The organism is Streptomyces sp. DSM 40750 (assembly GCF_024612035.1).
Classification (GTDB): Bacteria; Actinomycetota; Actinomycetes; order Streptomycetales; family Streptomycetaceae; genus Streptomyces.
In genome coordinates, this window is the sequence record NZ_CP102513.1 from 7,595,724 (window position 1) to 7,610,054 (window position 14,331).

The 14,331-nt window shown below is 69.7% G+C and carries 14 protein-coding genes and 3 pseudogenes; 8 read left to right on the plus strand and 9 right to left on the minus strand.

The annotated features are described in order from the left end of the window. Positions 1–223: 223 nt before the first annotated feature. A pseudogene (locus JIX55_RS33945) lies at positions 224–544 on the minus strand (TetR/AcrR family transcriptional regulator); the annotation flags it as partial. On the opposite strand from JIX55_RS33945, the pseudogene JIX55_RS33950 reads away from it, so the two are divergent. From JIX55_RS33950 to JIX55_RS33960, 3 genes and pseudogenes are all read left to right on the plus strand, one after another. Then, positions 536–769 (plus strand): annotated as a pseudogene (locus tag JIX55_RS33950) (dihydrofolate reductase family protein); the annotation flags it as partial. The pseudogenes JIX55_RS33945 and JIX55_RS33950 sit on opposite strands and share 9 nt — an antisense overlap. A 163-nt stretch (positions 770–932) precedes the next feature. Further along, complete coding sequence (locus tag JIX55_RS33955; protein WP_257567045.1) at positions 933–1,244, plus strand: hypothetical protein; 312 nt, start codon at positions 933–935, stop codon at positions 1,242–1,244. A gap of 195 nt (positions 1,245–1,439) precedes the next feature. Beyond that, positions 1,440–1,853 (plus strand): YciI family protein, encoded by a 414-nt coding sequence (locus JIX55_RS33960; protein ID WP_257567046.1) that lies wholly within the window; start codon positions 1,440–1,442, stop codon positions 1,851–1,853. Between the two features lie 209 nt (positions 1,854–2,062). Here JIX55_RS33960 and JIX55_RS33965 read toward each other — a convergent pair whose 3' ends face one another. From JIX55_RS33965 to JIX55_RS33975, 3 genes are all read right to left on the minus strand, one after another. Then, a complete protein-coding gene (locus JIX55_RS33965; RefSeq protein WP_257569575.1) occupies positions 2,063–2,797 on the minus strand; it encodes a VOC family protein in 735 nt (244 codons plus the stop codon). Between the two features lie 226 nt (positions 2,798–3,023). Then, positions 3,024–3,479 (minus strand): VOC family protein, encoded by a 456-nt coding sequence (locus JIX55_RS33970; protein ID WP_257567047.1) that lies wholly within the window; start codon positions 3,477–3,479, stop codon positions 3,024–3,026. A 9-nt stretch (positions 3,480–3,488) separates the two neighbouring features. Next, the gene (locus JIX55_RS33975) at positions 3,489–3,914 is read right to left on the minus strand and encodes a helix-turn-helix transcriptional regulator (protein WP_257567048.1); all 426 of its coding nucleotides are present in this window, start codon (positions 3,912–3,914) and stop codon (positions 3,489–3,491) included. An 81-nt stretch (positions 3,915–3,995) separates the two neighbouring features. Between JIX55_RS33975 and JIX55_RS33980 the strand changes: the two genes are divergently transcribed. Both JIX55_RS33980 and JIX55_RS33985 read left to right on the plus strand, forming a co-directional pair. Continuing rightward, complete coding sequence (locus tag JIX55_RS33980; protein ID WP_257567049.1) at positions 3,996–4,553, plus strand: hypothetical protein; 558 nt, start codon at positions 3,996–3,998, stop codon at positions 4,551–4,553. A 1,440-nt stretch (positions 4,554–5,993) separates the two neighbouring features. After that, positions 5,994–6,813: pseudogene (locus JIX55_RS33985) on the plus strand (class I SAM-dependent methyltransferase). 132 nt (positions 6,814–6,945) lie between these two features. On the opposite strand, the gene sodN reads toward JIX55_RS33985, so the two are convergent. Beyond that, complete coding sequence (gene sodN / locus JIX55_RS33990; protein ID WP_257567050.1) at positions 6,946–7,341, minus strand: superoxide dismutase, Ni; 396 nt, start codon at positions 7,339–7,341, stop codon at positions 6,946–6,948. Positions 7,342–7,487: 146 nt separating this feature from the next. On the opposite strand from sodN, the gene sodX reads away from it, so the two are divergent. Further along, positions 7,488–7,922 (plus strand): nickel-type superoxide dismutase maturation protease, encoded by a 435-nt coding sequence (gene sodX, locus JIX55_RS33995; RefSeq protein ID WP_257567051.1) that lies wholly within the window; start codon positions 7,488–7,490, stop codon positions 7,920–7,922. Here sodX and JIX55_RS34000 read toward each other — a convergent pair. Next, positions 7,826–8,455, minus strand: a complete 630-nt coding sequence (locus tag JIX55_RS34000) for a CGNR zinc finger domain-containing protein (RefSeq protein WP_257567052.1) — start codon at positions 8,453–8,455, stop codon at positions 7,826–7,828. The genes sodX and JIX55_RS34000 overlap by 97 nt on opposite strands. Before the next feature lie 116 nt (positions 8,456–8,571). On the opposite strand from JIX55_RS34000, the gene JIX55_RS34005 reads away from it, so the two are divergent. Beyond that, complete coding sequence (locus tag JIX55_RS34005; RefSeq protein ID WP_257567053.1) at positions 8,572–9,336, plus strand: class I SAM-dependent methyltransferase; 765 nt, start codon at positions 8,572–8,574, stop codon at positions 9,334–9,336. A 138-nt stretch (positions 9,337–9,474) separates the two neighbouring features. On the opposite strand, the gene JIX55_RS34010 is transcribed toward JIX55_RS34005, so the two are convergent. From JIX55_RS34010 to JIX55_RS34020, 3 genes are read right to left on the minus strand one after another with little or no spacing between them, the layout of a single operon-like run. Beyond that, on the minus strand, positions 9,475–10,236 hold the full coding sequence (locus tag JIX55_RS34010; RefSeq protein WP_306820058.1) for an amino acid ABC transporter ATP-binding protein: 762 nt from the start codon (positions 10,234–10,236) through the stop codon (positions 9,475–9,477). Further along, complete coding sequence (locus JIX55_RS34015) at positions 10,233–11,174, minus strand: amino acid ABC transporter permease (protein WP_257567054.1); 942 nt, start codon at positions 11,172–11,174, stop codon at positions 10,233–10,235. The genes JIX55_RS34010 and JIX55_RS34015 overlap by 4 nt, the downstream gene beginning before the upstream one ends. Positions 11,175–11,204: 30 nt before the next feature. After that, complete coding sequence (locus JIX55_RS34020; RefSeq protein WP_257567055.1) at positions 11,205–12,167, minus strand: ABC transporter substrate-binding protein; 963 nt, start codon at positions 12,165–12,167, stop codon at positions 11,205–11,207. Positions 12,168–12,775: 608 nt separating this feature from the next. Between JIX55_RS34020 and JIX55_RS34025 the strand changes: the two genes are divergently transcribed. After that, positions 12,776–14,017: an NAD(P)-dependent malic enzyme gene (locus tag JIX55_RS34025; RefSeq protein ID WP_257567056.1), complete on the plus strand. Its 1,242-nt coding sequence runs from the start codon at positions 12,776–12,778 to the stop codon at positions 14,015–14,017. Positions 14,018–14,331: the final 314 nt, after the last annotated feature.

The window sequence follows — 14,331 nt, forward strand, 5'->3', positions numbered from 1 at the left end:
GCGGTTGATGCTCCGGAGGCGTTGGCGCGGTGCTGACCTGACCTGACCCTGCGCAGTGCCGGTGCCTTCGGACGGCCGGCGGGTCCCGCACATCCCCACGGTGTGCGGGGCCCGCCGGTTTTTTGGTTTCGCCCGCTCCGCCCCTGTCCGTCCCATCCAGGGGCTGTGCCCCTTCGACCCCCTTACGCCTGCTTTCGGGGCGGCGGAGTCCTGCTTGCTGGAGTCAGTGCTCGGGGACGATCGTCTCCACGATGCGTTCCATCAGGCCTTCGGGGGCGGTGACGCCGGGGAGGGCGTTGTCGAGGACGTCCGGCAGGGTGAGGTGTTCGAGGAGGAGGCCCTGCATGGCCAGGTAGAGGACCATGACGGTCTCGTCGCCGCCGGGGAGGCCCGCCTCACGGTGGAACCGCATGCCGAAATCCAGCTCTCCGCGCACCGACTCGGTGTACGAGGTGTGCAGGGTGGGGCGGCGGGTGGCTTCGAGGCGCAGTTCGAGGTGGGCGAGATAGCCGGTGCGGTCCCCGGTCACGCGGGCCAGCAGCTCAAGGCGGAGGACGGCGGACTCGGCATCTACCTGTGCGGCGGCTCGGCCGTCGCGGGCGCGCTGGTCGACGAGATCGACGAGCTGATCATCAAGACGTATCCGATCGTGCTGGGCACCGGGATGCCGATGTTCGGCTCCGGGTTCGCCGTCTCCGAGTTCACGCTCGACGAGGTGCGGAGCTTCGACAACGGGGTGCTGGTGCGGACGTACAGCAGGAAGCGCTGACGGGGCGGGGCGTCGCCCGGCGGCCGAGACGGCCGAGCGGCCGACGAGTGGGTGGCCGATGAGCGGGCGGCCGACGGGCGAGCGGCCGACGAGTGGGTGGCCGGTCGCCGATTGTCCGTGTACGTGGGGAGCGCCCTGACCCCGTCGGCAATACCCTGGATGCATGGGCATCGACGAGCATGTCTGCCCGGTCTGCGGACAGCCTGTGGCCACGGTCGTACGGCGGCACAAGACGCTGGGCGCGTGGGTACCCGTGTGGGGTCCGGGTCCGTGCAGAAATCCTAAGTGTGAGGCGTACGTCGACGAGGCCGTCTTGGCCGAGACAGCCGCCGCGCAGAAGCCGCGGGCCGTGGCCCGGCGGACGCACGGGAGCCACGGCACGCATGGTGGTCATGACGCGCACGCGGAGGAGACCGATACGCAGATCGAGGTGACGGCTGAGACGGCTGAGGCGAGGACCGAAGAGAAGACCTGACGGGACCGGCCGGTAGGAGGTCGGCGAGTGTGCCCGTGAGTGTGTCCATGAGTGTGTCCGTGGGCTTCGGAAAATTCGGGGGAAAGCGTCGTGCGGGTGTCGTGCGGGTGTGTCGAGACGTGTGGGGCGGCTCCGACGTCTCCTGTGGGAGCCGCTTACCGCGGGTGATTCCGAGGCAGACGAAGGAGCGGACTCATGAAGTACCTGGTGATGGTCCTGGGCACGCAGGCGGACTACGAGGGCATGCGCGGCAAGGCATCCGAGCATTCCCCGGCCTGGACACGGGAGCAGTTGCAGGCCATGCACGCCCACATGGGCGCGATCAACGACGACCTCGCCAAGACCGGAGAGATGATCGACGGCCAAGGGCTGGCCGAGCCGGCTCAGACCCGGTTCGTCACGGCCGGCGCCGACGGCAAGCCGGTGATCACGGACGGGCCGTACCCGGAGACCAAAGAGTTGCTCGCCGGCTACTGGCTCCTGGAGTGCGCGAGCCTGGACCGGGTCACGGAGATCGCGGCCCGCGTGGCCCAGTGCCCCGGCCCCGAGGGGCTCACGGAGTACCCGGTGGTGATCCGGCCGGTACTGGAGGACGCGGGGGACATCTGAACGGGGTCGTCTGGTCGGGATGAGCTGGGGGCTTGGGCCTTCCGGTTTCTCCCCGCCGCCCTTACCCATTCCCGTCTCCAGGGGCTGCGCCCCTTCGCCCCCGCCCGCGTCCGCCGCGCCCTCGCAGGGCTCCGCCCGGACCCCGCCAGGGGCGCTGTGCCCCACCCGTCGGCGTCACCCCACCGTCGGCCTCACCCCCGCCCACCGTGTCACTCCGTCCTCGGCGGCAACCCGCCCGTCTGCGGGTCGCGGCCCGTCAGGCAGTACGTGCCGCCCGACGGGTCTCGCATCACCGTCCAGTGCGAGTGACCGGCCACGAACGTGGCGCCGAGGTGTTCGTGGTGGGTGCGGGTGGCGTCGATGTCGGTGCAGGCCAGGTCGAGGTGGGCGGAGATGGGGCGGGGGGTGTCGAGGCGTTGGAGGAGGATGCGGACGGGGAGACCCGCCGGCGGGCGGAGGACGTGGAACTCCGGGAGTGAGCCCGCGTGGGAGTCCCAGCCCGACAGGGCTGCCCAGAACGCGACCTCGCCGTCGAACTCGGCCGGTGCCACGTCCAGGCACACCTGGTCCAGGCGGCTCCCGTCGACCACCGGCGGCCGTACCGACTCCCCGTGCCACGGCACCGCGCAGAAGAGCTGCCCGGCGGGCGAGCGCAGCACCGCCCAGCCGTCGTTCGGGGCGACCACCTCGGCGCCGAGCCGGACCGCCCGGTCCACGAGCGCGGGTACGTCCTCGACGGCGAAGTCCAGGTGAGCGCCGCCGTCGCCGGACGCGACACCCTGCGCCTTCACGCACGCGTCGCCCGTCTCGGGCAACAGGGTCACGAACTCACCCCGTTCTCCCCGCGGTTCGGACAGCTTGGTCGCTGTGACGGCCGTCCAGAAGGCGCACGCTCGCTCGAACCCAGCCGCGGGCCGGTCGACGAAGGCATACGTCCACCGGATCGCCCTTCCCGACTCGTTCGCCTCGCCCGCCTCGTCCGCCGAGCTTCCACCCCTGCGCGTGTCCCCGTGACCGCTCCCGCTCACTCCACCCACAGCGCCGCTCCCTCCCGCACGGTCCAACCCCTCCGGCTGAACGACTCGTACGGTCTCCCGCCAGCCCGCCTCACGCAACGACGTTTCCGTCAGCCTGTCAGCCTGTCAGCCCGCCACGCCGGCCGGTGTCGGCTCAGGCTCGGCGTTCCATGAAGCGGAGCATGTTGCCCGCCGGGTCGCGGAAGGCGCAGTCGCGGACGCCATAGGGCTGGTCCGTGGGCTCTTGGAGGACGTCGGCGCCGGAGGACTCGACGCGGGCGTAGAGGGCGTCGCAGTCGGTCGTGGTGAAGTTGACGCCGCGTAGGACGCCCTTGGCGAGGAGGGTGGCGATGGTCTCGCGGTCGGCGGGGGAGATGCCGGGGTCGGCGGCGGGTGGTTCCAGGACGATCTCGACGTCCGGTTGGAGGGGAGAGCCCACGGTCACCCAGCGCATCCCCTCGAAGCCGACGTCACCGCGGACCTCCATGCCCAGCACGTCGCGATAGAAGGCGAGCGCCTTGTCGTGGTCGTCGACGGCGAGGAAGCACTGGGCGAGCTTCACATCCGGGGCCGGGAGTCTGTTCGCAGTGTTCGGATCGTTCGTAGCCATGTGTTCACGCTAGGGCGCTGCGCCGGGTTCCGTCGTGCGTATCCGATGGCGGGCGGGCCGGGTCAGGCGCTTCGCCACGCACGCGGGGATCGCCGCACTCTCGTCGTGCGAGCGCGCCCGGTACGCGCTCGGCGTCTCGCCGACCAGCTCCGTGAAGCGGGAGCTGAAGGAGCCCAGTGACGTACAGCCCACGGCTATGCACACCTCGGTCACCGTCAGGTCGCCGCGGCGCAGCAACGCCTTGGCGCGCTCTATGCGGCGGGTCATGAGATAGCCGTACGGGGTCTCGCCGAAGGCCGCGCGGAAGCTGCGCTGGAAGTGGCCGGGGGACATGAGCGCCGTGCGCGCGAGGGTGGTCACGTCCAGCGGCTCGGCGTACTCGCGGTCCATGCGGTCGCGCGCCCGCCGCAGCCGCACCAGATCGTCCCGGTTCATGCCGACAGCATCGCACCGGCCACTGACAATGGGTGGCCGATGGGGCGTTCCGAGGGAGGACCCGAGGGAGATTGGACGATCATGGCCACCGCCGCGGTCGGCGCACTGCTGCTCGGCGGGTTCCCGCTGGCCGCCATCGGCAAGATCCACGGCCTCGGCGACATCGCGCTGGCCGCCGGCGGGCTCGCCCTGGCGATGGTGGGGGTGTTCTGGGCGATCTGGTGGACCGGCGAAGTGCTGACCCCTCGGTTCACCACGCTCCGGTCACTCCAGGACCCTCCCCTCGCCGACCTCCGCGCCGAGATCGCGGCTGCTCCCGAGCTGTTCTTCGGCCCGTTCGGCACGACTGTCGAGGAACTCGGCCGGGCCTGCCGGCTGCACACCGCCGTGGCCGTGAACCTCACGGCACGTCTCGCCCGCGAGCGGGACGAGGACCGGAGCGCCGAACTGAACCGTGCCCTCACAGCGGCCCGTGTCAACATCGCCCATGCCACCGCCCGGCGCCGAGCCCTGGTGGAACTCGTCCATGCCTGGCAGGTACGCGGAGCCCTGCGCCGGGCCCGGGTGCAGACGATGCTGGCGTCGCTCCTCGTTGTCGTCGGAGCGGTGCTGTTCCTGCTGGCCACGGACGAGGGCTGACCCTCCCACCGCGGGGGACGGACCCGTCCGAAGAGGAGAGGCCGAGATGCTGGGCATGTCGGAGAACGACGACGCTGCCCGTATGGGCGCCCGAGCCCTGGAGCTGTACGCGAGCTGGGGCGCCGTACGCGATCCGCGGGCGCTCGACGAGGCGATCGCGCTCCTGCGGCGCTGCCGTGACCTCCTGCCCGAGAGACACCCCGGCCGTCCCATGACGCTGTCCAACCAATGCGGGCGGCCGTGGAGGCGGCGGCCCACGGCAGCGAGGGCGCGGGCGAGGCGGCCGCCAACCTCTGTCTCACGCTGTCCGACCGGCACGAACGCACGGAGTCCGCCCAGGAGTTGGACGAGGCGATCGACGCCGGCCGACTGGCCGTGCAGGCCTACCCGGAGGGACATGCGCGACGGGCCGGGGCGCTGACGAACCTGGCCACGGCCCTCCTCGACCGCTGCCGGCGGCAGAGACGGCGGGGCGACGCGGACGAGGCCGTCCGCTGCTTCCAGGAGGCCGTCCGCGCCACCCCGGACGGTCATCCGACCTGGGCCAGGTCCCAGCTCGGGCTCTCCACGGCCCACCTCGCCCGGTACGAACTGACTCTCTCCGCCGCCGATGTGGACCAAGCGATCGACACGGCGGAATCGGCGCTCCGGGCCACGCCCGAGGACGACGTGCGCCGCGTGTCCTTCCTCGTCGGCCTGGCCCAGGCGCACACCTTCGCGGCCCTGCACGGCGGCAGCCCTCGTGACCTGGAGAAGGCGCGTGCGGTGTTCCGGGAGGCGGCGGGCATCGAGGGCGTGCCGACGAAGGTGCGTTTCTCCGCCGCGGCGCACTGGGGACTGCGGTCCGCCATGCTGGAGGACCGGGCACAGGCCGTCGACGCCTACCGGGTGGCGATCGCCCAGCTCCCGCTGATGGCCTGGCACGGCCTGGAGTTGGAGGACCGCATCAGCGGGCTGGCCGTCTCGGACAGCATCGCCTGCGACGCGGCGGCCGCCGCCCTCTCCGCGAGACGGCCGGATGCGGCGCTGCAAGCGAGTAGCCGACGAGTACAACGCCCTGGAGGGGCGTGCCGCCAAGACCGGCAAGGAGATTGGGCGTTACGAGCGCGAGGCGCGTATCCCGGTCCCGTACACCCGGAAACACCTGGCGCAGGTGTTCGGCGTCGATGTCGCCGTCCTCGACCGCGCCGTGGCAGTCAGCAAGAGCCGCCAGCGTGGGGACGGCGCCACAGGGTCCTCGCCGGCGCGGTCTGCGGTGCCTCCGCGCTCTGGTGTGGGTGCCGTCTCGGCGGACGCGGTGATGTCGGCCGACTTCGCTCGGTTCATCGCGCTGCGCAATGCGAACGTCTCCAGCACACGGCCCGTCCTCGCGGCCTCACCCTCCCCCACAGCCCTAAAGGCGTGGGAGGTACCCCCATCCCACCCTCCGGAGCTGCCGACATGACCGAACTGTCTGCCGCACACGACGCCGCCGTCACCGACCGGGGCCGCCTCGCCGGGAGCGCCTACAACAGCGACCGGGACCTGGCCGCCCGCCAGTCGCTCTACCAGTGGCAGAGGCCCCGTTACGACCTGCCCGGCATCGTCGCCGAGCAGTTGAGCGGCATACGCGGGCGCGTGGTAGATGTCGGCTGCGGCAACGGCAAGTTCATTCAGCGGCTGCGCGACGACCGGCCCGATCTGGCTCTGCTCGGCCTGGACATCGCTCCCGGCATCCTCGCCGGGGGTGCCCGGTCCCGTCGCCGTGGCGGACGCCACTCGCCTGCCGTTGGCGACGGCGAGCGTCGACGCTGCCCTGGCGCTGCACATGCTCTACCACGTCCCCGACATCCCCCAGGCAGTGCGGGAGCTGTCCCGCGTCGTCGCCCGTGACGGGCTGGTGATCTCCTCCACCAACAGCGACCGGGACAAGGCCGAACTCGACGACCTGTGGCAGCGGGCGGCGGGCGAGGTCCTCGGCACCGGGCGCGGCCCGGCCCGCATCTCGCTCAGCGCCCGTTTTTCCCTGGAGAAGGCACCGGACCTCCTGGGAGAGGAATTCGGCCGCGTGACGACGATCGAACTTCCCGGCACCATCACGGTGCACGATCCCGAGCCGGTCATCGCGCACATGGCTTCCTATCGGGCGTGGGCGGATCAGCACGCTGTGCCGTTCGACGCGACGATCGAGCGGGCCCGTGCCATCCTCGGCGACCACCTTGAGCGAAACGGCATGTTCGAGGTCCACTGCATGGGCGGCACCCTGGTCTGCCGTCGTTGAACAGGAGCGGCGGCTGCGGGCGTCGGCGTCGTTTCTCCGTCATACGGCCGCCCGAACACAACCGCACCCGGCCCGTCACACCGCCGTTCAGGACGGCGGCATACGGACCGGGTGCGGTCGAGAGGGGCCGGGTCAGGCCTTCTTGGTCTCCCAGAAGATCTTGTCGATCTGGGCGATGTAGTCGAGCGCCGTCTGGCCCGTCGCCGGGTCGGTCGAGCCCTTCGCGGCCGAGAGGGCCTTGAGGGTGTCGTTGACCAGCTGGTGCAGCTCCGGGTACTTCTCGAAGTGCGGGGGCTTGAAGTAGTCGCTCCACAGCACCGAAACGTGGTGCTTGGCGAGCTCGGCGCGCTGCTCCTTGATGACGGTCGCGCGAGCCTGGAAGTGCGCGTCGTCGTTGGCGGCCATCTTCTCCTGCACGGCCTTCACCGACTCCGCCTCGATGCGGGCCTGGGCCGGGTCGTACACACCGCAGGGCAGGTCGCAGTGTGCGCTGACCTTCACCTTGGGGGCAAACAGGCGGGAAAGCATGGAGCATTCCTTCCTCGTGATCGTCTTCTCAGGTGGGACATTACTCCCTGCCAGAGTGGTTTTCGCGAGTGCCCCCATGGGCTTAGGACAAAAGTCCGGGGTCAGACTGGGACTGGTGGAGGAACGTATCGGGGAGGTGCCGGGTGATGCCGGAGCTGTCGCAGGAGAGCGAGCAGGGGAGGGCCCTCCTGCCCTTCGGGGTGGCCGAGGTCACGGGACCCTCCATGGTCCCGACGCTGCGCCACGGGGACCAACTGCTCGTCCACTACGGGGCCCGCCTCAGGGTCGGTGACGTGGTCGTGCTGCGGCATCCCTTCCAGCAGGACCTGCTCGTCGTCAAACGGGCCGCCGAGCGACGCGACGGCGGCTGGTGGGTGCTCGGGGACAACGCGTACGCGGGCGGGGACAGCACCGACTACGGGGCCGTGCCCGACGAACTCGTGCTCGGCAAGGTGCGGTTCCGGTACCGGCCCAGGCCGGACGGTCAGCGTTCGCCGTTCGCGCTCGCCCGCTGGGCGCTCTCGGCCGCCCGTCCAGTGCTCGGCGACCGGTCCGCCTCCAGGCGTTTGCGGGCGCGGTAGGCCGCCACGTTGGCGCGGGTCGCGCAGCGGTCCGAGCAGTAGCGCCGGGAGCGGTTGGTTGAGGTGTCGAGGTAGGCGTTGCGGCACGGCGCGGCCTCGCACAGGCCGAGCCGGTCCACGCCGTACTCGGTGAGATGGAAGGCGAGGCCCATCGCGGCGATGGCGGCATAGCCCGCGGTCGCGTTGGAGGGATGGTCCGCCAGGTGCATGTGCCACAGCGGGCTGCCGTCGTCGTCCCGGAAGTCGTGCCCGGAGATCTGCGGGCTCACCGGGAACTCCAGCAGGAGCGAGTTCAGCAGGTCCACGGCGAGTGTCTCGTCGCCGTCGTCCGCCGCCCCGAAGACCGAGCGCAGCCGGGCCCGCACCGAGCGGAAGCGGGTGACGTCGGCGTCCGTGGCCCGCCGGGCCGCCGACTGGTTCGCCCCGAAGAGATCGCGAACGGCGTCGACCGAGGTGAGCGAGTCCTTGCCCCGGGCCGGCTCCTCCGTGTTGACGAGGCGTACCGCATAGTCCGAGTAATAGGCCAGTTCCACTTGTAGTCCTTACCGGGGCGCTCTATCGTCGTGATGCGGGTCAGGTAACAGCTGCTCGTACTTACAGGGTATTACGCGTCATGGGGATGCGGCGGTACACGGAGGAAGGGGCCTTCATGACCACCACGACCGGAACCGGAACCGACTGGTCCGCCTGGCAGGAGAGCTGGGACCGGCAGCAGGAGTGGTATCTGCCGGACCGCGAGGAGCGGTTCCGGGTGATGCTGGACATGGTCGAGGCCTTCGCCGGCCCCGAGCCCCGCGTCCTCGACCTCGCCTGCGGTACGGGTTCCATCACGTCCAGGCTGTTCGAACGGTTCCCGAAGGCCGTCAGCACCGGCGTCGACCTCGACCCCGCGCTCCTCACCATCGCCGAAGGCACGTTCGAGGGCGACCCGCGGGTCACCTTCGTCACCGCCGACCTCACCGACCCCGACTGGACCACGCGGCTGCCGTACGACGCGTACGACGCGGTCCTGACGGCCACGGCCCTGCACTGGCTGCACAGCGAACCTCTCGCCGTCCTCTACGGTCAGGTCGCGGAGCTCGTCCGCGACGGCGGTGTCTTCATGAACGCGGACCACATGATCGACGAGTCGACGCCCCGGATCAACGCGGCGGAGCGCGCGCACCGCCATGCCGGTATGGAACAAGCCAAGGCGAACGGCATCGTCGACTGGGCCGCATGGTGGCAGCTCGCCGCCCAGGACCCCGTCCTCGCCGCGCCGACGGCCCGCCGGTTCGAGATCTACGGCGACCACGCCGACGGCGACTTCCAGAGCGTCGACTGGCACGCCCGCGTCCTCCGCGAGAAGGGCTTCGCCGAGGCCCGCGCGGTGTGGTGCTCGCCCTCCGACTCGATGGTGCTGGCGGTGAAGTAGGCCGCCGGGTGCCCGAGGGGTGAAGTCGGCCGCCGTGGCACGAGTAAGGGGCGGTACGGGATTCCGTACCGCCCCTTCCGTATGCGTACTGGTCGTCTCGTCCCGTACGCGTACCGGTCGTCTCGCTGTTCGTACCGGTCAGAGGACCTTGGAGAGGAACGCCTGCGTCCGCTCTTCCTGCGGGTTCGTCAGCACGTCACGGGGGCTGCCGGACTCGACCACCACACCGCCGTCCATGAAGACCAGACTGTCGCCGACCTCGCGGGCGAAGCCCATCTCGTGGGTGACGACGACCATGGTCATACCGGACTCGGCCAGGTCGCGCATGACGTCGAGGACGTCGCCGACCAGCTCCGGGTCGAGCGCCGAGGTCGGCTCGTCGAAGAGCATCAGCTTCGGCTCCATGGCCAGCGCCCGGGCGATCGCGACACGCTGCTGCTGGCCGCCGGAGAGCTGGGACGGGTAGTTGCCCGCCTTGTCGCCGAGGCCGACCCGGTCGAGCAGCTCACGGGCGCGCTCACGGGCCTGGACCCTGCTGACGCCCTTGACCTGGACCGGCGCCTCCATGACGTTCTCGGTGGCCGTCATGTGCGGGAACAGGTTGAAGCGCTGGAACACCATGCCGATGTCACGGCGCTTGAGCGCGACCTCGCTGTCCTTCAGCTCGTACAGCTTGTCGCCCTTCTGGCGGTAGCCGACCAGCTCGCCGTCGACGTACAGCCGCCCGGCGTTGATCTTCTCAAGGTGGTTGATGCACCGGAGGAACGTCGACTTGCCGGAGCCGGACGGGCCGATGAGGCAGAACACCTCGCCCGTCTGCACCTCCAGGTCGATGCCCTTGAGGACCTCGACGGGACCGAAGGACTTGTGGATGCCCTCGGCCTTCACCATGGCGGTCATGCCGAGACTCCCTTCGGGCGGCGCGTGGGCAGCACGGCCGCCTTGAAACGCTGGACCGGCGTCGGCGGGAGGGTCCGGGAGGAGCCCTTCGCGTAGTGCCTCTCCAGGTAGTACTGCCCGACGCTGAAGACGCTGGTCAGGATCAGGTACCAGGCGGCGGCGAGGAACAGCATCTCCACGATGGCGCCCGAACCCTGGCCGATGTCCTGGGCCGACTTGAGTAGGTCCACGTACTGCACCGTCGAGACGAGCGACGTGGTCTTCAGCATGTTGATGACCTCGTTGCCCGTCGGCGGCACGATCACGCGCATCGCCTGCGGGATGACGATCCGGCGCAGCGTCTTGGTGTGGCTCATGCCGAGCGCGTGCGACGCCTCGGTCTGGCCCTCGTCGACCGAGAGCAGACCGGCGCGGCAGATCTCCGCCATGTACGCGGCCTCGTTGAGGCCGAGGCCGAGCAGCGCCGTCAGCAGCGGCGTCATGAACGAGGACCAGTAGTCCTTGTAGATCGGGCCGAGGTTGATGTACTCGAAGACCAGGCCCAGGTTGAACCAGACGAAGAGCTGGACCAGGACCGGTGTGCCGCGGAAGAACCAGATGTAGAACCACGCGATCGACGAGGTCACCGGGTTCTTCGACAGCCGCATCACGGCGAGCAGGATGCCGCCGACGATGCCGATCACCATGGAGAGCACGGTGAGCAGGAGGGTGTTCAGGACGCCCTCGATGATGCGGTCGTCGAAGAAGTAGTCGGGGACCGCACCCCAGTTGATCTTCTTCGCCTGCGCGAACGCGTAGACGATCACGCCGAGGAGAGCGAGCGCGATGGCCGCGGACACATAGCGCCCCGGGTGCCGGACCGGGATGGCCTTGATGGCCTCCGGGCCGGCGGGGGGAGTGTCCGAGGGACCGTCCGTCTTGCTGACGTCAACAGTCACAGGTGGTGCCTTTCAGAACCGAGCCGAGAATCAGGAACCGCCGTTGATCTTGGCCTCGGTGACGGAGCCGTCCTCGACTCCCCACTTCTTGATGATCTTCTCGTACTCGCCGCTGTCGATGATCGCCTGGACGGCGGCCTGCAGCGCGTCGCGCAGCTCGGTGTTGTCCTTCGCGACGGCGATGCCGTACGGGCCCGCCTCGACCTGGTCGCCGACGATCTCGAAGTACTTGCCGCCGCCCGAGGTCTTCACCGAGTACGCGGCGACCGGGTAGTCGGCGGAGACGACGTCCGCGCCCTTGGAACGCATCCGGGTCTCGGCCTCGGGGTTGGTGGCGAAGTCCTCGATCTTGAGTTCCTTGCCGCCGTCGTCCTTGCACTTCTTCGCCTGGTCCTTGGCGAGGTCGTGCGAGAACGTGTTGCGCTGCACGGCGATCGTCTTGCCGCAGAGGTCGTCCCAGGTCTTGATGGACTGGTCGTCACCCTTGTTGGTGTACAGCGAGACACCCGCAGTGAAGTAGTCGACGAAGTCGACGCCGGCGCCGACCTTCTTGCCGGTGTCGGCGTCGACGCCCTCCTGGCGGTCCTTGGTGTCGGTCATGGCCGACATCGCTATGTCGTACCGCTTGGCCGCGAGACCACCGATGAGGGTGTCGAACGTGGCGTTCTGGAACTTGAAGTCCACACCGAGCTGCTTGCCCATCGCCTCGGCGATGTCGATGTCGATGCCGACGACCTTGCCGGAGCTGTCCTTGTACTCGACCGGGGCGTACGCGATGTCCGAACCGACGTTGATCACGCCCTTGTCCCGGATCGCCGCCGGGAGCTTGTCGGCCAGCGGGGCCGCGCTCGTGGAGGCGGTGTCGGAACCGTTGTCCTTCTTGGTCTGGTCACCGCAGGCGGTGAGCAGCAGGGCGCCCGCGACCGCGATCGCTCCGACCGCGGCTGTCCGGGAGCGCAGGCCGGTCGTACGACAGGTGGTGCTTGCGGTCATGGTGGGTTCCTCCGGCGGGGTGGTGTGGAGTTGCCGATGGGTCGACGATTAACACGCGTCTTCGGGTGTCGCGACCTCGTGTGATTACCGCATCTTGCCATTCGGGCATGTGCATTCAGATGGCCCGCCATGTCAAAATCGGATAACGGGCGACCCCCGAATGACCCACGAACCGCTGCGGACCAGGTGATCACACCGGATCTTGTGCGGGCATTCCTTCTTCCGGCCGGAAGATCTTCGGTGCATCTCAGGATGCGGTCGGCCGCGAACTCCGCGCACGTGGCCGTACAGGACTTGTCGTGACGTGACCCGACTTGTCCCGTCATCCGTCGATGAGTCGAACCACCCATGATCGTCTTCAAATGACCTTCGAGTTGTGACCTTCGAGGTATGAAGACGTGTGGACTCGTCGTCGATGCCGTCCGTCCGGTAAGAAGGTTCTTTACACCCCTCACCCGGGGCCCAGGGCGCGTGTGCGGCGCGCCCGTCGCGTCTGAGCCCGCAGGCGTCGCCGTACGTATCGGTGACCCGGGACTTGCGCGGTGCCCGCCCGCCCCCGAACCGGGAGCGGTCACCCTCAAACCATGAAGACCTAAGGGGTAAAACAAGTGGCAGCGGAGATTGTCAATCCTCGCACCGAGAGCAGCGACGGCAGTACGGGTCAGGAAGGCGGCGGGGAGCCGCTCAATTCCGTCGACTCCTTCGACCCCGCTTTCGCGCTGCACCGCGGCGGCAAGATGGCCGTGCAGGCCACCGTGCCGATCCGTGACAAGGACGACCTGTCCCTGGCCTACACGCCCGGCGTCGCGCGCGTGTGCACCGCCATCGCCGAGCAGCCGGAACTGGTCAACGACTACACGTGGAAGTCGTCGGTCGTCGCCGTCGTGACGGACGGTACGGCGGTCCTGGGTCTCGGCGACATCGGCCCCGAGGCCTCCCTCCCCGTGATGGAGGGCAAGGCGATCCTGTTCAAGCAGTTCGGCGGCGTCGACGCGGTGCCGATCGCGCTCGCCTGCACGGACGTCGACGAGATCATCGAGACCGTGGTCCGCCTCGCGCCCTCCTTCGGCGGCGTGAACCTGGAGGACATCTCGGCGCCCCGCTGTTTCGAGATCGAGAGGCGGCTCCAGGAAGCCCTCGACATCCCGGTCTTCCACGACGACCAGCACGGTACGGCGGTCGTGACGCTGGCGGCTCTCCGGAACGCCGCCCGGCTGACCGGCCGTGGGATCGGCGATCTGCGGGCCGTGATCTCGGGTGCGGGCGCGGCGGGCGTCGCCATCGCCAAGATGCTGCTGGAGGCCGGTCTCGGCGACGTCGCGGTCACCGACCGCAAGGGCATCGTCTCCGTGGACCGCGAGGACCTCACGCCGGTCAAGCGTGAGCTCGCCGAGCTCACCAACAAGGCCGGGCTCTCGGGCTCCCTGGAGGACGCCCTCGCGGGCGCGGACGTCTTCATCGGCGTCTCCGGCGGGACGGTCCCGGAGGCGGCGGTGGCCTCGATGGCCGAGGGCGCGTTCGTCTTCGCCATGGCCAACCCGAACCCCGAGGTGCACCCGGACGTGGCCCACAAGTACGCGGCCGTCGTCGCGACCGGGCGCTCCGACTACCCCAACCAGATCAACAACGTCCTCGCCTTCCCGGGCATCTTCGCCGGCGCCCTCCAGGTGCGGGCCTCCCGGATCACCGAGGGCATGAAGATCGCGGCGGCCGAGGCGCTGGCGTCGGTCGTCGGGGACGATCTCGCCGCGGATTACGTCATCCCGTCGCCGTTCGACGAGCGGGTCGCCCCGGCGGTGACCGCGGCGGTCGCGGCCGCGGCCCGGGCCGAGGGTGTTGCTCGACGCTGACTCCGGGGGCGGTGCGGGGTGGTTTCTTCGCCCCCGCCGCCCCTACCCGTCCCATCCGCAAGCTGGGGGCTACGCCCCCAGGCCCCCAGGGGGTTGGTTGTCTGCGGGTGAGTGGGGGCTGGTCGCGCAGTTCCCCGCGCCCCTTAAAAGCATGGGGCTGCGCCCCGCTTTAAGGGCGGGGAACTGCGCGACCAGCCACATCCAACCCGCACCCCGCCGAACAACCCCACGCTCCCGAGCTCGAAGGCGGAGCTGGAGACGACGGGACGCGTGTCACAGCGCTCCCCCGTTCCATCGTTCCCGGCAGAGCCCTA